At 56.2% G+C, this 22042-nt stretch carries 15 protein-coding genes; 4 read left to right on the top strand and 11 right to left on the bottom strand.

Annotated features, from left to right (window positions below):
• Window positions 1-164: 164 nt before the first annotated feature.
• The gene (gene menF, locus AC6HVW_RS02670; protein WP_186486766.1) at window positions 165-1466 is read right to left on the bottom strand and encodes an isochorismate synthase MenF; all 1302 of its coding nucleotides are present in this window, start codon (window positions 1464-1466) and stop codon (window positions 165-167) included.
• A gap of 288 nt (window positions 1467-1754) precedes the next feature.
• On the opposite strand from menF, the gene AC6HVW_RS02665 reads away from it, so the two are divergent.
• From AC6HVW_RS02665 to AC6HVW_RS02655, 3 genes are all read left to right on the top strand, one after another.
• On the top strand, window positions 1755-10403 hold the full coding sequence (locus AC6HVW_RS02665; protein WP_497569254.1) for a glycoside hydrolase family 94 protein: 8649 nt from the start codon (window positions 1755-1757) through the stop codon (window positions 10401-10403).
• Between the two features lie 73 nt (window positions 10404-10476).
• Window positions 10477-10743, top strand: a complete 267-nt coding sequence (locus AC6HVW_RS02660) for a type II toxin-antitoxin system Phd/YefM family antitoxin (protein WP_021178506.1) — start codon at window positions 10477-10479, stop codon at window positions 10741-10743.
• A 17-nt stretch (window positions 10744-10760) separates the two neighbouring features.
• Complete coding sequence (locus tag AC6HVW_RS02655) at window positions 10761-11069, top strand: type II toxin-antitoxin system RelE/ParE family toxin (RefSeq protein ID WP_071684036.1); 309 nt, start codon at window positions 10761-10763, stop codon at window positions 11067-11069.
• 18 nt (window positions 11070-11087) lie between these two features.
• On the opposite strand, the gene elaB is transcribed toward AC6HVW_RS02655, so the two are convergent.
• The 4 genes from elaB to AC6HVW_RS02635 all read right to left on the bottom strand — a co-directional run bounded on the left by elaB (window position 11088) and on the right by AC6HVW_RS02635 (window position 14507).
• On the bottom strand, window positions 11088-11399 hold the full coding sequence (gene elaB, locus AC6HVW_RS02650; RefSeq protein WP_071684037.1) for a stress response protein ElaB: 312 nt from the start codon (window positions 11397-11399) through the stop codon (window positions 11088-11090).
• A 143-nt stretch (window positions 11400-11542) separates the two neighbouring features.
• The gene (locus AC6HVW_RS02645; protein ID WP_021805982.1) at window positions 11543-12037 is read right to left on the bottom strand and encodes a DUF1097 domain-containing protein; all 495 of its coding nucleotides are present in this window, start codon (window positions 12035-12037) and stop codon (window positions 11543-11545) included.
• Window positions 12038-12262: 225 nt separating this feature from the next.
• Window positions 12263-13504: an MFS transporter gene (locus AC6HVW_RS02640; protein WP_497569253.1), complete on the bottom strand. Its 1242-nt coding sequence runs from the start codon at window positions 13502-13504 to the stop codon at window positions 12263-12265.
• 139 nt (window positions 13505-13643) lie between these two features.
• Entirely contained in the window at window positions 13644-14507 is an 864-nt protein-coding gene (locus tag AC6HVW_RS02635) for a DMT family transporter (RefSeq protein ID WP_024529599.1), read from the bottom strand.
• A 247-nt stretch (window positions 14508-14754) separates the two neighbouring features.
• Here AC6HVW_RS02635 and AC6HVW_RS02630 point away from each other — a divergent pair, with 247 nt between their 5' ends.
• Window positions 14755-15627, top strand: coding sequence for a LysR family transcriptional regulator (locus AC6HVW_RS02630; protein WP_071684039.1), 873 nt, complete (start codon window positions 14755-14757; stop codon window positions 15625-15627).
• 57 nt (window positions 15628-15684) lie between these two features.
• Here the strand turns inward: AC6HVW_RS02630 and nuoN are convergent, their stop codons facing one another.
• The 6 genes from nuoN to nuoI form a co-directional block, all read right to left on the bottom strand.
• The gene (gene nuoN / locus AC6HVW_RS02625) at window positions 15685-17142 is read right to left on the bottom strand and encodes an NADH-quinone oxidoreductase subunit NuoN (protein ID WP_497569252.1); all 1458 of its coding nucleotides are present in this window, start codon (window positions 17140-17142) and stop codon (window positions 15685-15687) included.
• 6 nt (window positions 17143-17148) lie between these two features.
• Entirely contained in the window at window positions 17149-18678 is a 1530-nt protein-coding gene (gene nuoM, locus AC6HVW_RS02620) for an NADH-quinone oxidoreductase subunit M (RefSeq protein WP_021805987.1), read from the bottom strand.
• A gap of 98 nt (window positions 18679-18776) precedes the next feature.
• Entirely contained in the window at window positions 18777-20624 is a 1848-nt protein-coding gene (gene nuoL / locus AC6HVW_RS02615) for an NADH-quinone oxidoreductase subunit L (protein WP_497569251.1), read from the bottom strand.
• The gene (nuoK, locus tag AC6HVW_RS02610) at window positions 20621-20923 is read right to left on the bottom strand and encodes an NADH-quinone oxidoreductase subunit NuoK (RefSeq protein ID WP_021178516.1); all 303 of its coding nucleotides are present in this window, start codon (window positions 20921-20923) and stop codon (window positions 20621-20623) included. Before nuoK ends, nuoL begins: the two co-directional genes overlap by 4 nt.
• Window positions 20920-21480 (bottom strand): NADH-quinone oxidoreductase subunit J, encoded by a 561-nt coding sequence (nuoJ, locus tag AC6HVW_RS02605; RefSeq protein ID WP_021805989.1) that lies wholly within the window; start codon window positions 21478-21480, stop codon window positions 20920-20922. Before nuoJ ends, nuoK begins: the two co-directional genes overlap by 4 nt.
• A gap of 13 nt (window positions 21481-21493) precedes the next feature.
• The gene (gene nuoI, locus AC6HVW_RS02600) at window positions 21494-22036 is read right to left on the bottom strand and encodes an NADH-quinone oxidoreductase subunit NuoI (protein WP_497569250.1); all 543 of its coding nucleotides are present in this window, start codon (window positions 22034-22036) and stop codon (window positions 21494-21496) included.
• Between the last annotated feature and the right edge of the window lie 6 nt (window positions 22037-22042).

The following is a 22042-nucleotide window of genomic DNA, read 5'->3' as shown; positions in this document are numbered from 1 at the left end:
ATTATCTTTACGGCTTTTGCGCTGGCGCAAAAACGCCGTATTTCCCTGTGGCAGGTGGCCTGCAATAAATCAATTTCGACCCATCAATGCCCAATAGCGCCCCGAAAGAGAACAAAAAAGAAACATATAAAACACAACAAGTTTACACACGAAGATCGGCCTGCTCAATGTGCCGGCCCAGAATGTTCTGACTGCAACAGCGTGCGCAAGCCCGCCGCCTTGTTGTCGATCTCTTGCCACTCCTGCGCCGGATCGGAACCGACGACAATCCCCGCCCCGGCATACAGCTCAACCCGAGCATCCTCGATCTGGCAAGAACGCAGCGCAACGCAAAACTCCGCCTGTGATGCAGAAAGATAACCCGCAGAGCCGGCATACCAACCGCGGGAAAAAGGCTCATGCTGGCGGATAAACTCTAGCGAGGCCTGGCGCGGCAGCCCGGCGACCGCAGCCGTCGGTTGCAGCCGTTGCAGGCAATCGGCATCATCACCCTGGTTCAGTTGCCCTTCAATACGCCGCCGCAGATGCTGTACCTTGCGCAACCGCACCACTTCTGGTGGCAACACATCGACCGCTCTGGCACCGCCTTGCAAACGCTGACAGATATCATCAACCACCAGCAGGTTTTCCTGTTGGTTCTTGCCGTCTTGCAGCAACCATTGGGCCAGTGCCTGGGCTTGCCGCTCATCGGGATGGTTGGCAACCGTCCCCGCCAACGCTTCGGTCAGCAAATGTTTTCCCTCACGCAGGTACAATCTTTCCGGGCTGGAGCCAAGAAATGCGGAATGTGCATCAAAGCGCAGCATAAAGTGGTAGCATTGGTGATTCACCCTGCGGCTGGCGGCCATCATCGCAGGGGCAAACAACGGACTTTCCAACGTCAACACCGAGCTGCGCGCCAAGACCACCTTATCCATCTGCTGCCGATTTATCGCCTTCAGCGCATCGCGCAGCATGATTTCCCACCCGGAACGTTCCGGCTGATGCTGCACCGACAGCACTTTCACCTGTAAATTCTCGATCGGTTTGGTTACCAGCAGATTTTCAAGCCAGGCAAGCGCCGCTTGGGCGTCATCACTCAATGCCTGTTCAGAAAACAGGTTTAGCGTCAGTTCACACTTGCCTTGGCGGTTGAGAATTTCCAGACGCGGCAAAAACAGCTGGGCGTCACCGTCAAAGGCAGTCAGCCCCCATAAACGGGCTGCTGGATAGGCATTCACGAATGCCTGCGCCATTGAAGGGTGTGAAAACTGCCGTAAAGCACCGCATACCGCCGCCTCCTGCCGCCCTTCGCGATGACGCCAGTAGAATTGAGGGAACAGCACCTGCGCCGCCAGCCACTCCAGCAACATATCGCTCAGATGGCCGGGAACCACCAGAGTTAACTGCCGAAATCCGGCTTCACGGGGAAAGTCGTGCCCAAGCTGCTGACGTAACCGCCGCAGCACTCCCGAAAGTTGTTCCACTGCCACCTCATTAACCAAACGCTATGTGGGGAATTATACGGTAAATCAACCCTCACGGGCGGAAAAATAGCGTCTATTAACCCATACCTTGCGTCGCTAATTATTTATTAAAATTAAAGTTTAAGATTAAAAAACAACCACACGCGCGCGGCGGAACTATACTTAGAAGTCATGTTCCTGCCGCAGTGAAATCTTGTCATATCAAATCGATAGTTAAATCAAGATGTTCACAGCCTCCCAACGGTATTAACCCGCTGTCCTTTGGGCCAGATGTAAGGAGCTTTTTGCGTGAAAGAAATACTTATCAATTGGTTAAAGAAGCAGCGCCGACACCCCAAAGTGGCTCGGTTGCCCTTACGGCATAACCGTGCCGCGGCCGAAACCCCTCCCGCCAGCAACATCAAGGCAGAGCTGTTTTCGGTCGACCAAATGGAACGCTATGGCCAGCGCCTGGCACGCTCCCATAAGCTGGCAACCCATAAAACGCCCTACTATTTGCTCAAACGTCTCGATAACAACGAGCAGGTGTTAACGGACAGTTGCCGCAGGCTGAGCAACGACAAGAAAAACACCATGACCCCGGCGGGCGACTGGCTGCTGGATAACTTTTATCTTATTGAGGAGCAGATCCGCGTCGTTCGGCACCATCTGCCGAAAACCTTCGGCCGTGGGCTGCCACAGTTAACCGCCCCGCACAATTGCCCACGAATTTTCGATATCGCCACCGAAGCCATTGCTCATGGCGACGGACGATGGGATGCCGAGAGCCTGACGCGCTATATTGCTGCCTACCAAAAAGAGGCCAATCTGACCCTGGGCGAGCTGTGGGCGCTGCCGGGCATGCTGAGGCTGGCACTCATTGAAAACCTGCGCCGCGTGGCGGTAGAAGTGGCTCAGGCACAGGAAGAACGCAGCCTGGCCGATAGTTGGGTGACTAAAATGCTGGAATCGGCGGAAAACGATCCGGCCAACCTGATCATTGTGATTGCCGATATGGCGCGCTCCAACCCGCCCCGCACCAGCGCCTTCGTGGCGGAACTGGTTCGTCGTCTACAGGGGCACGGCACCATGCTGGCGCTACCGCTGACCTGGGTTGAGCAACGCCTGGCCGAAGTCAGCCTGACCTCCGATGAGCTTATCCATCGTTTCAACCAGCAACTGGCGGTCAGCCAACTTTCCGTCAGCAACAGTATCGCTGGCCTGCGGCAACTGAGTGAAATGGATTGGGCAGAATTTGTTGAGACCATGAGCAAGGTCGATCAGACGCTGCGCGAAGACCCCACCGGGGTTTATCCTTTAATGCATTTCGATACCCGTGACAACTATCGCCATGTGATCGAGAGGCTGGCTCGCCACTGTTCTCACAACGAGGTGGAGGTCGCACAACACGCTCTGAATATGGCACGGATCGCCGCCGAAGACCCCCGCAACGATCCACGCACTCACCACATCGGCTATTACCTGATTGACCATGGCCGCACGCAGTTAGAGCAACAGCTTGACGTGCGGCTTAGCCGTATTACGCGCATCCGTCAGGCGCTCAGCCAATCCCCACTGCTTTCCTGGCTGGGCAGCATCAGCCTGCTAACGACGGCCTGCTGGGCCTTGCTGTTACGCCATGCCCATCAAACCGGGCTCACCTGGGGGTTGTTGATCTTGCTGTTCCCATTGGGGATGGTGCTCGCTCAGTTCGTTATTAGTCTGCTCAGTGAGGTCACCACCCGCAGCCGTTCTCCACAGCCGCTGCCAAGGCTGGATTTTTCCTGTGGTATCCCGGCAGAGTTCCGTACGCTAGTTGCCATTCCCACGCTGATAAGCAGCAAGTCCGGCATTGACCAGTTGATCAACACGCTGGAAGTTTGTTATCTGGGCAACGCCATTAAACACCTGCATTTTGCCCTGCTCACCGACTTCAATGACTCGCCTCGGCAACAGCAGCCCGACGATGCCGAACTGCTGGCCTATGCCAGCCAAAAGATGAACGAGCTCAATGCGCAGTATGCTTGCGAAGGGCCAAGCCACTTTTTCCTGTTCCATCGCGATCGCCAATGGAATGAAAAACAGCAGAGCTGGATGGGGCTGGAGCGTAAACGTGGCAAGTTGAACGCGCTGAACGACTGGCTGCGTAACCGTGGCAATGCGTTTACCACTCAGGTTGGCCAAGGGCTGGAGGTGCTGAAAAACGTCAAATACGTGATCACCCTGGACAGCGATACCGTGCTACCGCGTGAAACCGCACACCGGCTGATCGCCGCTATGGCCCATCCCCTGAATCAACCTCAGTATGATGCCAAACTGCAGCGAGTGGTGGAGGGTTATGCCATCCTGCAACCCCGCATGGCCGAAGAGATCCCCGCTTATGGTCAGAGCCGTTATGCTGCCCTGTGCAGCAGCACGCCGGGCAACGATCCTTATACCCAGATGGCTTCAGATATCTATCAGGATCTGTTTGGCGAAGGCTCGTTTATCGGCAAAGGGATTTATGATGTTGACGTCTTCTCCCACAGCCTGAAGGGCACCTGCCCGGAAAACCTGGTGTTAAGCCACGATCTGCTGGAAGGCTGCTATGCCCGTTCCGGTTTATTGAGCGACGTCTTGCTCTATGAGCAGTATCCAAGCAACTATCTGGTCGATGTTGCCCGCCGTACTCGCTGGATCCGCGGCGATTGGCAACTGTTCAACTGGCTGTTGCCCCGGGTCATCACCGAAGACGGTTCGCGGGCCGCTAACCCATTAAGCCCCCTGTCGCGCTGGAAACTGTTCGATAACCTACGCCGCAGCCTGGTAGCCCCCTGCTTCCTGTTGCTGCTGTTCTTTGGCTTAACCTGGCTACCGGATACCCCATACTGGTTGGCGGTGTTCGCCATTATTCTTCTGCTGCCCACGCTGCTGGCGCTGTTGCAGGATGTGGTGCGTAAGCCCCCGCGTCGGCCTGTTATTCAGCACTTGCAGTTGGCACTGAAGGGCTCACTGCATCGGCTGTCTCAGATTGGCCTGCGTCTGGCCGAGCTACCTCATGAAGCCTGGTTCAGCCTGAAGGCCATTGGTATCACCCTGTGGCGTCTGTTGATCAGCAAACGCAATCTGCAAGAGTGGACCAGCTTCGACCAATCCAAACACCACCTGACCGTCACGCTGGCGAATTTTTATCGTAACCTGTGGATCAACCCGTTGGCAGGTGTTGCACTGCTGCTATTGGCCGCTTTTTCCAGCCCGGTAGCGCTGTTAGCCGCTATCCCTCTGGCCGCCTTGTGGATCCTGTCGCCGTACCTGCTTTATTCGCTTAGCCTGGAGCCACAGCGCAGCAAAACGGCCATCGACGATCGCCAGCGCCGTTTCCTGCGCCAGAGCAGCCGCGAAACCTGGGAGTTTTTCGCCACCTTTGTCAACCAGCAGGAAAACTGGCTGCCGCCGGATAACTATCAGGAAATTCCAGAGCCGGTGGTGGCACATCGCACGTCACCCACCAATATCGGGCTGGCGCTGTTAGCCGACCTTACCGCCTATGACTTCGGCTATATCACCCTCAGTTCGGCCTTGCAGCGTATTACCCTGACGTTGAATACGCTCGATCGCATGGAGCATTATCGCGGTCACCTGTACAACTGGTACGACACTCGCACTCTGGAACCTCTGAATCCACGGTATGTTTCCAGCGTGGACAGCGGTAATTTCGCGGGCCATCTGCTAACCCTGAGCGCGGGCCTGCCAGGGTTAGCCATGCAGCCAGTTATCGAGCCAGCCCGTATTCTGGCCGGGTTAGAAGATACGCTGCTGGTACTGGAGCAACACTGGGGTAACGCCGCACCGAAAGGATTAACCAAACTGCGCAAACACTGGGAACAGGCGCAGAATGCCCATCCGGCCGCACTTCAGGCTGAACTCAATGAAATGCGTAACCACTGTAATGGATTGCAGGAACCCGCTCTGCAACAGGGTGACGAGGTCAAACGCTGGGCCGGCAACCTGCACCAGCAGCTCAACGAACTGTGCGCCGAATGGGCATTATGGTTTGGCTGGCTGAGCGACAGCATGCCGGAGCTGGAGCAAATCCCTGGTTTGCATTGGCTGGCCAACCCACCTAAACAACTGACGTTGTCGACAGAACAGCAAATGCAGTTGGATGCCGTACAGCAATTGGCAAGGGAACGCCTTGAACAGTTGGCTCAGCTGACCCAACGCCTGACAGCAATGGCGCAAATGGACTTCAGCTTCCTGTATGACGAAGCCACCCATTTGCTGACCGTCGGTTTCAACTGCGATCAAAACCGTGCCGACAGTGGTAAATACGATCTGCTGGCCTCGGAAATCCGCCTGACCAACTATGTCGCCATTGCCACCAACCAAATTCCACAACGGAGCTGGTTTGCGTTAGGCAGGCTGTTTACGGTGATCGACAAGGAGCCAGCGCTGATGTCCTGGAGCGGCTCGATGTTTGAGTACCTGATGCCGCAACTGGTGATGCCTGCCTATCCCGATACGTTGCTGGTACAGATGTGCCGCTCTGCAGTGGAGCGGCAAATTGCCTGGGGCAAAGAGCGCGGTGTACCGTGGGGGATTTCCGAGTCCGGTTACTTCGGCTTTGACGCTTTGCAAAACTACCAGTATCACGCCTTTGGTGTGCCGGGGTTAGGGCTGCGGCGTGGGCTGGGTGACGACATGGTGATCGCCCCTTACGCTACCATGATGGCGCTGATTGTCGATCCGGACAGTGCCTGTAGCAACCTGGTGGAACTGGAAAAAAACGGTGCCAAGGGCCGTTATGGCTTCTATGAAGCGCTGGACTACACCACTTCACGCCTCAGCCGGGGGCAGCTGTATGTCATTGTCCGCTCCTATATGGCTCACCACCAGGGTATGAGTTTCCTGGCGCTGTCACACCTGTTGCTGGATGCGCCGATGGTGAAACGCTTTGCCAGTTACCCCGCTTTCCAGTCGACCCGTTTGCTGTTGCAGGAACGGGTGCCTGATGCGGTTGAGCTGTACAGCACCCGCCGGCACTTCGAAACCCATGAAGGCGCGATTAAACCGGCCAGCTTCGCCGCGCGTGAGTTCACCCGAGTGGATTCGCCGATCCCGGAAGTCCAGTTGCTGTCGAATGCCAACTACCACCTGATGATCACCCAAACCGGCGGTAGCTACAGCCGCTGGCAGAATCTGGCGCTGACCCGCTGGCGTGAGGATGCCACCTGCGACAACTGGGGGGCGTTCTGCTACCTGCGCGATCCGCAAACCGGCGAGGTGTGGAGCAATACCTGGCACCCTACCGGCGAAACCGAGAAAGGCGGCTATCGCGCGGTCTTCAACGATGCCGGGGCGGAATTCCAACGCAAGCAGGGGCTACTGTCGGTGAAAACCCAGGTGGTGATCTCCCCTGAGGACGACATCGAACTGCGGCGCTTAACCTTGGTGAACCGGGGCAAACAGCCGCGGACCATTGAGATCACCAGCTATGCCGAAGTGGTGCTGGCCCCGGCCAGCAACGATTTGGCGCACCCGGCATTCAGCAATCTGTTTGTCCAAACCGAGCTGTTGCCGGAACAGGATGCCATTCTGTGCCATCGCCGACCGCGTGAGCCGAAAGAGAAATCGCCGTGGTTACTGCATATGATGTCGGTCCAGGGTGCCAGCAGCAAAACCTCCTTTGAAACCGACCGGGCCAAGTTTATCGGCCGTGGCCGCACGGCAGCCAACCCGCAGGCGCTATATCAGAATCAACCCCTGACCAATAGCGCCGGGCCGGTGATCGATCCGATCATCGCCATCCGTCAGCGGATCCGGCTGGAACCCAATGTGCCGCTGACGCTGGATATCTTCTACGGCGTGTGTGAAGACCGCGCCACCAGCCTGGCGATGTTGGAGAAGTATCGCGACCGGCATATGGCCGACCGTATTTTCGAACTCGCCTGGTCGCACAGCCAGGTGGTGTTGCGCCAGTTGAACGCAAACGAAGAAGACGCCAATCTGTTTAACCGTCTGGCCAGCGCGGTGGTGTTCCCGGCGCAGGAAATGCGTGCCGCCAGCAATGAAATCATCAATAACCGCCGCGGGCAGTCCGGCCTGTGGGGCTATTCGATTTCCGGCGATCTGCCGATCGTGCTGCTGTCCGTCACCGACAGTGAGAATATCGGGCTGGTGCAACAGCTCATTCAGGCGCACAACTACTGGCGGTTGAAAGGATTGCTGGTCGACCTGGTGATCCTCAATGAGGATTCTGGCGGCTATAGGCAAGATCTGCAAAATCGGATCATGGGGCTGATCGCCGCCGGGATGGAGTCTTCCCTGACGGACAAACCCGGAGGGATCTTCGTACGTTCCAGTGAACATATGTCATCGGAAGATCACACTTTGCTGCTGAGCGTAGCGCGGATCTATCTGGATGACCGCCGCGGTGGCCTGACGGAGCAGCTCAACCAACGGTTGCAACTGCCGCAAACGCTGCAACAGCCATTGGGGCCGCCAACCGCCTCCTCCAAACTGGCTACCATGGCCAATCTGCCACGTAATCTGCATTCGCCACAGTTGCCAATCATCGACAAACTCCAGTTCTACAACGGATTTGGCGGGTTCTCTGAGGATGGCAGTGAATATGTGATCGCCATGAACGAAAGCAAGGTGACGCCAGCGCCGTGGTCAAACGTTATCGCCAACCCGATGTTCGGCTCGGTGATCTCTGAAAGTGGCCAAGCCTACACCTGGTATGAGAATGCGCATGAATACCGCCTGACGCCTTGGGATAACGATCCGGTCAGCGATCGCAGCGGCGAGGCTTTCTATCTGCGCGATGAAGAGAGTGGTCACGTCTGGTCACCAACGCCGCTGCCCGCCCGTGGGCGCGGTCATTACCTGACGCGTCACGGCTTTGGTTACAGCGTGTTTGAACACCGGGAAGGCGGTATCGACAGCCAGTTGACGATGCTGGTTGCCAAAGACGCTCCGGTGAAACTGTTCCTGCTGACGCTCACCAACACTTCTGGCCGGACGCGGAAGCTCTCGACTACCGGCTATGCCGAGCTAATCCTCGGTGATTTGCGCCAGAAATCGGCGATGCACGTGGTCACCCGCGTAGCCACACCACCTGGTGGCTGTGGCATCCTCGCCACCAACCATTACACCAGCAGCGGATCGCCACGTACTGCGTTCTTCGGCGTTACCGGCGTCCATTGCTCAGTCACCGGCGATCGGCGGGAATTCATTGGCCGTAACGGTTCGTTGGCCGCTCCTGCCGTGCTTAAGCTGCGGCGGTTATCCGGCAAGACCGGTGCCGGGTTGGATCCCTGTGGCGCGGTACAGTCGGCCATCAGCATGATCGATGGCGATCAGCGCAGCTTTGTGTTTGCGCTTGGCCTGGGACAAGATGCCGACGAAGCCGAATCACTGCTGCGCCAGTATCTCAGCGAAGAGGCATTGCAACACGAATTGCAGCAGGTCGATGCCCATTGGGACAAGATCCTCAACAAGGTGCAGATCGGTACGCCTCATCCAGCGGTTAACCTGCTGGCTAACGGCTGGTTGCTGTATCAAACCCTCTCCTGCCGCATTCACGCACGCAGCGGTTATTACCAGTCCGGCGGCGCATTTGGCTTCCGCGATCAGCTCCAGGATACCTTGGCCCTGACACATGCCTTGCCTGAGCGGATGCGTGAGCAGATCCTGCTGTGTGCTTCGCGCCAGTTTGTTGAGGGCGACGTTCAGCACTGGTGGCATCCACCGCAGGGCAACGGGGTGCGCACCCGCTGCTCCGATGATTACCTGTGGTTGCCGCTGGCTATTTGCCACTACCTCGACGCGACCGAAGACTCATCGATCCTCGAAGAACAGGTGGGTTATCTGGAGGCCCGTATACTGGCACCGGGTGAAGAGTCTTCTTATGAACAGCCTGGTGTCAGCTCGAAACAGGAAAGCCTGTATCTGCACGGGGCCAGGGCGCTGAAGCATGGCCTGACCTTTGGCGAGCATGGTTTGCCGCTAATGGGTGCCGGTGACTGGAACGACGGCATGAACATGGTGGGATTGGAAGGCCGGGGTGAGAGCGTTTGGCTGGGCTTCTTCCTGTTCTATATTCTGCAACGTTACGGCAAACTGGCCATCCGCCGCGGCGATCTGGAACTGGCAGAACTGTGCCGCGAGGAAGCAGAAAAACTGCGCGCCAACCTGCACAACAACGCCTGGGATGGCGAATGGTATCGCCGTGGTTACTTCGATAGTGGAGAACCGCTGGGTTCACACCAAGCGGCAGAATGTCGCATTGATGCCATCGCCCAGAGTTGGTCGATCCTTTCCGGTGCGGGTGACAAAGATCGCAGCTCACAGGCAATGCAATCTCTGGACAAGCACCTGGTGGACGACCAGGCCGGCATCATCAAACTGCTGACCCCACCTTTTGACGGCAACGGCCCGAATCCTGGCTACATCCGGGGTTACCTGCCCGGCGTGCGGGAAAACGGCGGTCAATACACTCACGGGGCGGTATGGGCGGTGATGGCGTTTGCCGAGATGGGCAATATCGAGCGCGCCTGGGAACTGATGGCGCTGATCAACCCCATCAACCACAGCCTGGATAGTACTGCGGCGGAGCGCTACAAGGTCGAACCTTATGTCGCCACGGCGGATATTTACGCGGTCGCTCCGCACGTTGGGCGCGGAGGATGGAGCTGGTATACCGGATCGGCGGGCTGGATGTATCGGTTGATCGTCGAGTCGTTGCTGGGGCTAAAACGCCAAGGCAATACGCTTTCCATCCACACCCGCTTACCGGCAGATTGGCCACCGGTCACCCTAACCTACCGTGAAGGGGAGAGCGAATATCACTTCACCCTACGCCAAGGGGAAGGAGAAACGCAGGTGATGATTGATGGTGTGTTGCAGCAGGAAGCGGTGATTACCTTGGCTGATGAGGCTAAAACCTACCTGGTGGAGGTGATACTGGGGCGTTAACATAAGCTATTGGTGTTTATTTTTTGTTCTGGCTATAATGGACATTCAAGCCATTTTAGCCAGAAGGTGATGTATGGAAGTCATAACCGCACAAGTAGCCAAAAACCAGTTTGGCGATTTGCTGATGAAGGCACAGCGTGAACCAGTAGAAATAAGCAAGCATGGTAAGCGCGTGGCAGTGGTCATCTCGCCTGAGGAATACGATCGGTTTACTCAGCTCAAGCTACAGAGCCTAAAAGCCGTTCTTGCTGAATCTATTGCGCAAGCTGACCGTGGTGAATTACATAGCATTGATGATGTGTTTGCTCCGCTCACGGCTGATGAACTTAACGGTATCTGAGGGTAAGGAGCTAAAGGATGAGCGTAAGGTTTACCAAGAAAGCCAGGGAGCATATTCGCGCGATACAGATCTATTCTACCCGCAAGTGGGGGAAGGACGTCTCAGAGGCTTACGCTAATGCGCTACGTGTAACGATGACAGATATTCTGGATCGTCACCCATCCCCTGGTCGAGATCGCAGTGAGGATCTCTATATTGGTGTGCTGAGTTTTCCCGTTGAGAGCCATATTATTTACTATCGGGAAGTGCTGGATGGTATTGAGGTGTTGGCAGTGCTGCACCAAGCACAGGATCCGTTTAACCATTTCAATGAGCGCGGCCGCTAGCTACCGCGCTCATTGGTGTTACTTGCGGGCCAGCAATAGCCCAAGCACCAAACCTACCGTGGCACCAATGCCTACGCTGTGCCAGGGCTTGTCACGGACATAGTCATCGGCACGACATGCCACCTCTTTCGCCCGCACGTAATAACATTCTGAGCTATTTGCCAGACGCGATTTGATGTCTTTTAGCGCCCGCTCGGCATGGGCTTTGATATCCGTATAAACCTGATCGGCTCGATCGCCAGAGTAATCCAACACTTCTTGCAGTGTATCACTCAGCATTCTCAGATCGTCGTTCAGCGTCGTTTGGTTCTCGTTTCGATTTATCGCCATCTTTAAGCTCTCCGTTATTAACAAATTCAACGTTGCTTAACCATCAACAACCATTGGTCGTAGTCCCATGGTAGGACACGACCTGGATACACGCCATCGGAATGTTGATTAAAAAAGAGGCGAGGCAAGATACTGACGCCCTTTCAGGCGTCGGTGGAGGCTTGTTCGGCCAGCGCTACAGAGGGCGATTTACGGCGTGCGGCCAGCCACAAGCCACTGTTTTTCATGGCGTAACCAAACAATAGCCCGACCAGCAGTGAGGCGGTGATCAATGGCCAGTTGCCATCACCGGCAAAGGTGGCGCAGGCACCGATAAAAGTACCGGGAACAAAACCTAACCATTGTTGTTTGGCCTGAATACACATCAGGAAGGCGACGATGCCAGTCAGCAGGTAGCCCAGAATGCTCCAGGCGGGTTCCAACGCGCTGCCGTGAATAATGACCATCGCCCAGAACACGCCGCTCAAGCAGGTCAGTGTGCTGATCGCCAAGCCCTTGAGGCCACCTTGCGGGCAGGCAAAATAGGCCGTGCAGCCAAGAAAGCCCGCCCAACTGATTAGCCCAAGGCTGATGGCAACCCAGCCCCATACGCCGGATAGAATACCGGTAGTTACCGCAATGGCAAAAATGACGTTCATAATCCTGATCCGCTAAAAATAATCCACACAGTTTACGCGAAATCAGTCAATACGATGTGATAAAAATCACATCAATAGTGCAAAATGATGCACGAGAATCATTAAAACGAGATATTAATCACAAAAACAGGGCGTTTTTTCATCATCCAACGCGAAAAAACCGCTAGCCACATTATTGAATAAAGGCGGTGATCACAAGAGCGACCACCAGCCAAATAGCCAGGTTCAGTGCGGGAAGCCCACTCGCGTAACCCATAGCCCCAACATCACGCAGACGATGACAGTAACCAGGAATAATAGGTTTACCGCCAGATGCAGACTGGCATGGTCGATGATACTACCAAGCAGAATGGGCACCCAGTTGGCAACATAAGCAATCACATAAAACAGTGAGATCAGGCGTGCATGGCTGGCTTGGGGTGAAATAAGGTTGATCAGCGTCGCACTGCCGACAAAGATGGCTCCGTAAGCATAACCGGCAATGACCATCCCCGCAGCGGCCAGCCCCAGTGAATGGATCTGAATGGCTTCGGCAAAGACCACCACCGCTAACGCCTGTGCCAGGCAGCCAAACATCAGCGAATGGCGCGCATTGATTTGACGGCTCAGGATCTGGCTGGCCCCGGCAATCAGCAGGTAGACCGCAATCACATAGCCGAAACTGCTGCGGTTCTGCATACCCAACAGCGTTTCCGCCACGTTGGGCCCGATCGCCAGGATGCTGGCAGCCAGCGCCCAACAGACAAACAGCGCACCGGCACATACGAAAAATCGGCTCCCGGTCAGGCGCAGGCCCGCGGCCAAGGTATTTTCCCCTGCCCCAGTATCCTCAGCCAAACGGACGCCAGCTTTAACCACCACACGCGCAGGCCAGCTCAGCATAATCCCCAAAGCGGCAATCGTTGCCACCGCCATGATGATCACAAACGGCATCGAGGTGGTATGAAAACCGGTCTGCAACGCTATACCGCTAAAAATCGGCCCCAATGCCAACCCGGCAGTAAAGGACAGGGTAGCAATTAGCGCCGCCTGCTTGCCACCGTCCGCAGGACCAAAACGAACCAACGCAATATTTGCCGCTCCGGTCAACGCCCCCGTGCCTACCCCGGCCAGCAAGCGAGCCATCAGCATCAGGGAAAATGAATCAGCCAGGGCAAAAAGCAATGCTCCCAACAGCACTACCAGCAGCGCCGGGAGGATCATGCTGCGTAAATCCTTCACCTTGCCAGCCAGATTGCCCACGGCGAACAGGGAAATCAGTACGCCAGCGGCATAAGCCCCATAGATCAGGGTCAGGCTGACCGAGGTCAGTGCCAGTTGCTGTTGGTACAAGGGATAAAGCGGCGTTGGCGCACTGCTGTTGAGCAGTGCCGACATCAATGCCAGAGCCAGAAACAGCACAATGGCACCAGGCGAGGAGGCCGTGTTGGCTCGCGTGGTTTTATCAACGGCTACACCGTCGGACATGATTTTCTCCCTAAATACGCAGGCAAATCACCTCACCCGCAAAATATCAGGCGCTCATCATAGCGTTCAGAGCAGACCGCCAAAACCACCAACAATGCAGCACTATGATGCATTGTTGCAGGTGGCCAGAGCGGCAAAATCACACCGAAGCCGTTGCTACCTTTTTCGCGGGTGCACGGCGCAAAATGGCCAACGCTCCGGAAAGGATGATCAGCACCATACCCGCCGCGGCGATAAACGACAGGGTCTGGGCAAAAATCAGGTAGCCGAGCAGCGTGGAGAAAATGATCGTGCTGTAGGAAAGAATGCCGACGGTGACCGCATTGCCACCGCCATAGGCTCGGGTCATGGTGATCTGCCCTAGGCTACCGAATACGCCGATAGCGCAAACGTACAACAGGCTGGTAGCATCCAACGCCGCGAATCCGACAATCGAACTCATCACCACGCCGAACAAGGTACCAACCAGAGAGAAGTAGAACACCACACGCAGTTCAGGCTCCCCGGTACGCACCAGTTTGCCGACGTTGAAATAGGCCAGCGCCGTCAGCAATCCAGACAGCAGGCCAATCAAGGTAGCGGTATATTCCCCGCTCGGTACATCTGGACGCAACAGGATCAGGATGCCCACAAAGCCCAGCAGCACCGAGAACAGCAACCTGCCGGTCAGTTGACCTCTGGCCGTGACGAAGGTGATCACCGATTGGAAAATCGGATTGGTATAGCCCAGCGTGGTTGCGGTAGCGATAGGCAGATGGATCAGCGCATAGAAGCCGCAATACATGGCCGCATTGCCAATCGCGGCGCGTTTCATGTGCAAGCCAAGATGGCGGGTACGAAAACCGATATTTTTGATTTTTATCAGCGCCGCCACGATGGCCACGTTGATCAATGAACGGTAAAAAATAATATCGAAGAAACCGACCTTGGCCGAAGCCAGTTTGATGCAGGCCCCCATCAGCGCGAAGAACACGCTGGCAGCGACCATCCATAAAGCAACCATGATTTCCCCAGAATGCAGCCCTGCCGGGCTGCAAATAATCTCTTACGCGGCGGTTTTCACCGTCGGAAATGTGTTAGCGGCACCGCCCAAGAATACCAGCATTCTTGCGCAAAATGGATTGCCTGCTACAAATAAGCTTGCTCCATAACGTCACCCAGATGCATTTACTTATCGCTTACCAGATAATAACTCTCTCTACCGCCGCTGGCGGTCAAAATAGATCGGATGCCACCAAGGACACTGCACAATGAATTGGGATGATGCACGCTTCTTCCTGGCGGTGGCACGCTGCGGTACGTTACGCAAGGCTGCCCATGAACTTCACGTCGATCAAGCTACCGTTGGGCGGCGGATCACCGCTTTCGAGCAGGCGTTGGGTTCAAAGCTGTTTATTCGCACGCCAAAATCCTTCTCGCTCAGCGCGCTGGGTGAAGCCATGCTGGCAGAAGTGCTGGCGATGGAAAATTCGGTTCAGGCTATCGCCCGTAAAGCCAGCAGCGGCGATCAAAGCCTGGCGGGTGAAGTGCGCATCGCCACCACCGATACCTTGGCCGAGGCCTTTGTGATCCCGGCACTGAAACGGCTGCGCGAGAAATACCCGCATATCACCATCACGCTACTGACGGCGCTCAATATCTCCGACATCTCCTATCGTGGGGCCGATCTGGCTATTCGTGGTGCTCGCCCTGAATCTGATGAGCTGGTCATCAAACGTCTGGCAACTATTGAGATGGGGCTATATGCCACGCAGGGCTACCTGGATCAATACGGAATGCCGAGTAAAGGCGACCATCTGCGCGGCCACGATTTGCTGATGTTCCCGCGCGAGTTGGTGCCACGCCACTGGGACAACTTCGGCGGCGAAGCGTTGAATGAACCAAACGTGGTGCTGCAATGCAACTCACAGCTGTTACTGCGTTCGGCAACGCGCAACGGGTTGGGCATCGGCCTGCTCTCTTGCTTCCTGGCCGATAGCGATCCCGATCTGGTGCGTATCCTCCCGGAGAATCAGGACTGGGTCGATATCTGGCTGGTGTTACATCCGGATCTGCAACACACGGCAAGAATACGCGCGGTAGTTCAAGAACTGGAAGCCTCGTTTAACGGCGGCGCACTCTAGTCCACAAAAAAACAAGGGCCGCCATTGGGCGACCCTTGTTATCTAGCTCGAGTTCAATCAGAACATCGGCTGTGCCATCTGCACCAGCGTAATCAGCGGCTGCGGGTAGATACCCAGCAACAGCACCAACGCGGCAGAGATCAGCACCACCACACCACCGGCGGTCAACGCCCAGTTGTTTGGCGTATCGCGAACCAGCGTTTCCGGCGCACTGAGGAACAGGCTGACGGTCACACGCAGGTAGTAGTACAAACCGATTGCACTACCCAGCACCACGGCACCGGTCAACCACCACAGGTGAGCACTGACGCCCATCGCAATCACGAAGAACTTACCGATAAAGCCCAGCGTCATCGGGATACCGGCCAGGGACAGTATCATCACCGTCATAACCGCTGACAGGATTGGCTTGTGCCAGAACAGACCGCGATAGGAGAACAGCGAGTCGGCATCCGGGCCACGGTACGGGCTGGACATCAGGCTAACCACACCGAAGGCACCCAGGCTGCTGAACAGGTAACCGGCCAGATACACCCCGGCGGTTTCCAGCGACAGCTGGTGGGTTTGCACCGCAACCAGCGCAACCAGCAGATAACCCAGGTGAGCGATCGAGGAGTAACCCAGCAGCCGCTTGATGTTGGTCTGGCTGATCGCCATCAGGTTACCGAACAGGATCGAGCAGACGGCGATGATCGACAACACCATCCGCAGCGCTTCGTTGTCGGCAGCCGGTGCGTACAGGAACAGACGCATCACGACGGCGAAGATCGCAATCTTGCTGGCGGTAGCCAGGAAGGTTGAAACCGGCGCTGGCGCCCCTTGATACACATCCGGCGTCCACAACTGGAAAGGTACCAGGGAGAGTTTGAAGCCCAGACCGACGATCATCATGCCCATGCCTGCCAGGATCAGCGGCTGATGCATCATGTTCTCCTGCATGCTCTTGCCCAGGCCTGCCAGTGACAGGTCACCGGATTCGGCGTACAGCAGCGCCATGCCGAACAGCAGGAAGCTAGAGGCCGCCGCAGACAGCACCATGTACTTGATGGCCGCTTCCAGCGAACGCTTCTGGCGATAGGCATACCCTATCAGACCAAACAGCGGCAGCGAGATCAGCTCAATACCCAGGAACAGTGAAGCCAGGTGGTTGGCGCTCGCCAGCAGAATGCCACCCATGGTAGCAATCAGCACCAGCAGGTAGAACTCTTCGCGGTTATCCGGGTAACCCACCAGCCATGGATAGGCGAAGGTACAGGTTGCCAGACTAGCCAGCACCACCAGCCCGGTATAGAACATCGAGTAACCGTCAACCCGCACCAGCGGGGTGACGTCCATTGGGCCTACCTGGCCAACAAAGTAGAGTGAAAGCAGCGCCAGGTTAAGACCGATCACTGTCAGGGTGGCGTTGATAAAGTGGTCGCGTCGCCACGCAATGCACAGCATCACAACCACCACCGTCAATCCGACGATCAACAGCGGTAACAGTGCGATCAGTTGTTGAGGAGTTATTGTCATGGCGAATTACGGCCTTGTTGTTGAAATTGCTGAAACTGACGGACCAAACCAGTGTTGCACGTTGCTCATCGCCGCACTTGAGGTATCGAGGATTGGCTGAGGATAGACACCCAGCAGCACCAGCAGTACCACCAACAGCAGAATGATAAACAGTTCACGTGCGGTCATGCCCGGCAACGGTTGATCAGATTTCGGGGTGCCGTAGTAGGCACGCTGCATCATGATCAACGAGTAAACCGAAGCAAACACCAGACCGAAGGTAGAAATCACGGTGATCACTGGTACAACCTGGAAGCTGCCGAACAGGATCATGAATTCACCGACGAAGTTACCGGTACCCGGCATCCCCAGAGTTGCCACCGCGAAGAACAGTGACAGCGCAGGAAGGTACTTGATACGTCCCCACAGGCCGCCCATCTGACGCATATCGCGAGTGTGCAGACGTTCGTACAGCTGGCCACAGATGATGAACATACCAGCGGCAGACAAACCGTGGGCGATCATCTGGATCACCGCACCCTGGTAAGCCAGCTGGCTACCGGTGTAGATGGCGATCAGTACGAAGCCCATATGGGAAACGGAGGTATAGGCAATCAGACGTTTGATATCGGTCTGTGCGAACGCCATCCAGGCACCGTAGAAGATACCAATCACACCCAGCCACATGGCGATAGGGGCAAACTCGGCGGACGCGTTCGGGAACAGCGGCAGGCTGAAACGCAGCAGGCCGTAGGCCGCCGTCTTCAGCAAGATCCCCGCCAGGTCGACAGAACCCGCCGTTGGTGCCTGGCTATGCGCATCCGGCAACCAGCCGTGCAATGGCACCACCGGCATTTTCACCGCGAACGCGATGAAGAAGCCCAGCATCAACAGGTATTCAACGTTGTGCGACATTGGGGTTTTCAGCAGATCTTCGTAGTTGAAGGTCCACACGCCGGTCGCATTGTAGTGCACGAATACCAGGCCCAGGATCGCAATCAGCATCACCAGACCGCTGGCCTGGGTATAGATGAAGAACTTGGTTGCTGCGGTGATACGGGTTTTACCATCCGATGCTTTATGACCCCACAAGGCGATCAGGAAGTACATCGGCACCAGCATCATTTCCCAGAAGAAGAAGAACAGGAACAGGTCGATGGCCAGGAACACGCCAATCACGCCGCCCAGGATCCACAACAGGTTCAGGTGGAAGAAGCCCTGATACTTCTGGATTTCACGCCAGGAACAGAGGATCGCCAGCACGCCCAGGAAACCCGTCAGCACCACCATCAGCAGTGACAGGCCGTCCAGCGCCAGGTGAATACTGATGCCAAAGCGCGGGATCCACGGCAACATAAACTCAGACTGCCACTGCGGCATGCCCTGCGGTTTTATCAACGAATAGCCCCCCTGCAACCACAGTTGCAGAGAAAGCGCCAACGTCAGCCCCATTGCGATCAACGCTATCCAGCGCGGCGCCTTAGTACCGAAACGCTCGCACTGCCAGCACAGCAGACCGCCGATAAAGGGGATAAGAATTAGCCAAGGTAATAGCATGGCGTTTTGTGTCCCTTATATGAATAATCTAAAAAACTTGTATCGGGCCCTTGTTCGACAAGGGCCGAACCCAAAATGCGTCTGTTTAAATTATTCAGTTAAACCAAAATCAACAGAGCCAGTACCAGCACTGCACCCACACCCATAGACGCGATATACCAGCGGATCTGACCGTTCTCACTCACCGTCAGGCCACGGTTCCCCCAGCGGGAGAACAGCGCAGGCAGGTTCATCAGTGAGTTCAGCGGATCGCTTTGCAGCAGCTTGGCGATGCCCAGGTATGGCTTGACGAACACTTTGTCATACAGCCAGTCGAAGCCCCAGGCATGGAACCACCAGGTCGAGAAGAAACGACCCGGAGCGCTGTTCGCGATGCTGTTGACCAGGCGACGTTGGCCCAGCCACAGCGCAGCTGCCAGCAGGATCCCGACGATAGCGACCACGCCAGAGGCGATCTCCAATGTCAGAACGCTGCCGTGTGCCTGTTCGGTGGTTTCCGGCAGTACACCCTGCAACGGCGGCACAATCATCGCGCCGACGAAGGTGGACAGCACCATCAGAACCAACAGTGGCAGGTGGTGAGTAATACCTTTGCCCGCATGCGCTTTGATTTTCTCTTCGCCGTGGAACACGATGAAGATCATGCGGAAGGTATACAGTGAGGTCATGAATGCACCAATCAGACCGGCAATCATCAGGTTGAAGTGGCCGTTCGCCATAGCGCCTGCCAGGATTTCATCCTTACTGAAGAAACCAGCGGTAACGATAGGCAGAGCAGACAGCGCCGCGCCCCCCACCAGGAAGCACACATACACCAGCGGAATGCTCTTGCGCAGGCCACCCATCTTGAAGATGTTCTGCTCATGATGACAGGCCAGGATGACTGAACCGGAGGACAGGAACAGCAGCGCCTTGAAGAACGCGTGAGTCATCAGGTGGAAGATGGCCGCATCCCATGCCTGCACGCCCAGCGCCAAGAACATGTAGCCAATCTGGCTCATGGTGGAATAGGCAAGTACACGTTTGATGTCGGTCTGCACCAGCGCGGCAAAGCCCGCCAGCAGCAGCGTAACGCCACCAATGATACCGACCAGATTCAGCACTTCCGGCGTCATCAGGAACAGGCCATGCATACGGGCAATCAGGTAGACACCTGCGGTAACCATGGTTGCGGCGTGGATCAATGCAGATACCGGGGTTGGACCCGCCATCGCATCTGCCAGCCAGGTTTGCAACGGCAACTGAGCTGATTTACCTACTGCGCCACCCAGTAACATCAGGGTTGCCCAGGTCAATGCCGTATCGCCAACCGCCAGTTTCTGCGGTGCCAGCACCATCAGTTCACGGATGTTCAGCGTACCCAGCTCGTGGTACAGAATGAACAGCGCAATGGCCAGGAACACGTCACCCACACGGGTAACGATGAAGGCTTTCATTGCCGCCGCGCCGTTGGCCGGATCTTTGTAGTAGAAACCGATCAACAGATAGCTGCACAGGCCCACGCCTTCCCAACCCAGGTACATCAGCAGCAGGTTGTCTGCCAGTACCAATACCACCATGCTGGCGATAAACAGGTTGGTGTAAGCGAAGAAGCGGGAGTAGCCCTCTTCCCCACGCATGTACCAGGAAGCATACATGTGGATCAGGAAGCCAACGCCGGTCACTACCGACAGCATGGTCAGCGACAGGCCGTCCAGCACCAGGGTAACGCCGACGTTAAAGTCGCCAACGCTCATCCAGTTCCATAGGCTTTGCTCATACAGCTGCACGCCAGCGGCCTTTTGGCCTAGGAAATCAATCGCCACATACACCGTGACCAGAGCCGCCAGGCCAATCGACCCTACGCCAACGGTAGCCGCGGTGTTTTCAGACCAGCGACCACGGGAAAATGCCAACAGCAGGAACCCGATCAGCGGTAGCAGAATAGTTAAATATAATAGGTTCATCCGCGCATCTCACTGACAGTGTCAATATCCAGGGTATGCCGACGACGGTAGAGCTGTAGCAGCAACGCCAGGCCGATACTGGCCTCGGCTGCCGCCAGGCTGATGGCCAGGATGTACATCACCTGCCCGTCGGTCTGGCCCCAATAGCTACCCGCCACGATAAACGCCAACGCCGCAGCGTTGATCATCACTTCCAGACTGATCAGCATAAACAGCAGGTTACGGCGTAACATCAAGCCAGTCAGCCCCAGGACGAACAGGATCGCCGCCAGGATTAGCCCATGTTGAAGAGGGATCATGCTTGGTCCTCCGATTTTCTTTTCGCCATTTCGCTGCTTGCCGGGGTATTGCTGAACACTTCACCCGGTTTGTGCTCACGACCAATGTGGAAGGCAACGACCAGGCCCGCCAACAGCAGCATTGAAGCCAGCTCAACCGCCAGCACGTAAGGACCAAACAGGCTGATCCCGACCGCTTTGGCGTCCACCATCTCACCGGTGATGCCCTGATCGGACACGCTGCGGATCGCCACAATCAGCACCACCAGCAAGATCAGTGACAGCAGACCAGGGCCAATCCAGACGGCAGGCTTCAGCCAGTCGCGCTCTTGCTGCTGCACCGCGTTGCCGAGGTTGAGCATCATGACCACGAACACGAACAGCACCATAATGGCACCGGCGTAGACGATGATTTCCAGAGCACCCGCAAAGTAGGCACCCAGTGAGAAAAAGACTGCCGAGATCGCCAGTAAAGAGACGATCAGATACAGCAGCGCATGCACAGGATTGGTATGCGAAATGACGCGAATGGTCGCGATAATCGCAATGAACCCTGCCAAATAAAAGGCAATTTCCATGCTTGCTGGCTCCTTAAGGCAACAGACCTTTGACGTCGATCGGTTTGGCTTCGTTTTCGGCTTCGCCTTTGGCTTTGCCGTCAATCGCCATACCGGCCATCCGGTAGAAGTTATATTCCGGATATTTACCCGGCCCCGAGATCAACAGATCTTCTTTTTCGTACACCAGATCCTGGCGCTTGAACTCACCCATTTCGAAATCCGGCGTCAGCTGGATCGCGGTAGTTGGGCAAGCTTCTTCGCACAGACCGCAGAAAATGCAGCGTGAGAAGTTGATGCGGAAAAACTCCGGATACCAGCGGCCATCTTTCTGCTCTGCTTTTTGCAGGGAGATACAGCCAACCGGGCAGGCAACCGCACACAGGTTACAGGCCACGCAGCGCTCTTCACCGTCCGGATCGCGCGTCAGCACGATGCGGCCACGGTAGCGCGGCGGCAGGTAAACCGGTTCTTCCGGATACATCTGGGTTTCGCGTTTGGCGAAGGCGTGCAGGCCAATCATCCAAAGGCTGCGCACCTGGGTGCCGAAACCAACCACTAACTCTTTCAATGCCATGGTTTA

The sequence above is a fragment of the Serratia sp. NCCP-200 genome, assembly GCF_059697885.1.
Note: the sequence above shows the minus strand (reverse complement) of the source record. Positions and strands in the feature narration are given on the sequence as shown.

What these genes read in the sequence shown, in the direction of transcription:
- AC6HVW_RS02630 (WP_071684039.1), top strand. Translation starts at nt 14,755, where the DNA reads ATGAATTGGGATGATGCACGCTTCTTCCTGGCGGTGGCACGCTGCGGT.
- AC6HVW_RS02635 (WP_024529599.1), bottom strand. Translation starts at nt 14,507, where the DNA reads ATGGTTGCTTTATGGATGGTCGCTGCCAGCGTGTTCTTCGCGCTGATG.
- elaB (WP_071684037.1), bottom strand. Translation starts at nt 11,399, where the DNA reads ATGGCGATAAATCGAAACGAGAACCAAACGACGCTGAACGACGATCTG.
- AC6HVW_RS02640 (WP_497569253.1), bottom strand. Translation starts at nt 13,504, where the DNA reads ATGTCCGACGGTGTAGCCGTTGATAAAACCACGCGAGCCAACACGGCC.
- AC6HVW_RS02655 (WP_071684036.1), top strand. Translation starts at nt 10,761, where the DNA reads ATGAGCGTAAGGTTTACCAAGAAAGCCAGGGAGCATATTCGCGCGATA.
- nuoL (WP_497569251.1), bottom strand. Translation starts at nt 20,624, where the DNA reads ATGAACCTATTATATTTAACTATTCTGCTACCGCTGATCGGGTTCCTG.
- nuoN (WP_497569252.1), bottom strand. Translation starts at nt 17,142, where the DNA reads ATGACAATAACTCCTCAACAACTGATCGCACTGTTACCGCTGTTGATC.
- nuoK (WP_021178516.1), bottom strand. Translation starts at nt 20,923, where the DNA reads ATGATCCCTCTTCAACATGGGCTAATCCTGGCGGCGATCCTGTTCGTC.
- nuoM (WP_021805987.1), bottom strand. Translation starts at nt 18,678, where the DNA reads ATGCTATTACCTTGGCTAATTCTTATCCCCTTTATCGGCGGTCTGCTG.
- nuoI (WP_497569250.1), bottom strand. Translation starts at nt 22,036, where the DNA reads ATGGCATTGAAAGAGTTAGTGGTTGGTTTCGGCACCCAGGTGCGCAGC.
- AC6HVW_RS02645 (WP_021805982.1), bottom strand. Translation starts at nt 12,037, where the DNA reads ATGAACGTCATTTTTGCCATTGCGGTAACTACCGGTATTCTATCCGGC.
- nuoJ (WP_021805989.1), bottom strand. Translation starts at nt 21,480, where the DNA reads ATGGAAATTGCCTTTTATTTGGCAGGGTTCATTGCGATTATCGCGACC.
- AC6HVW_RS02660 (WP_021178506.1), top strand. Translation starts at nt 10,477, where the DNA reads ATGGAAGTCATAACCGCACAAGTAGCCAAAAACCAGTTTGGCGATTTG.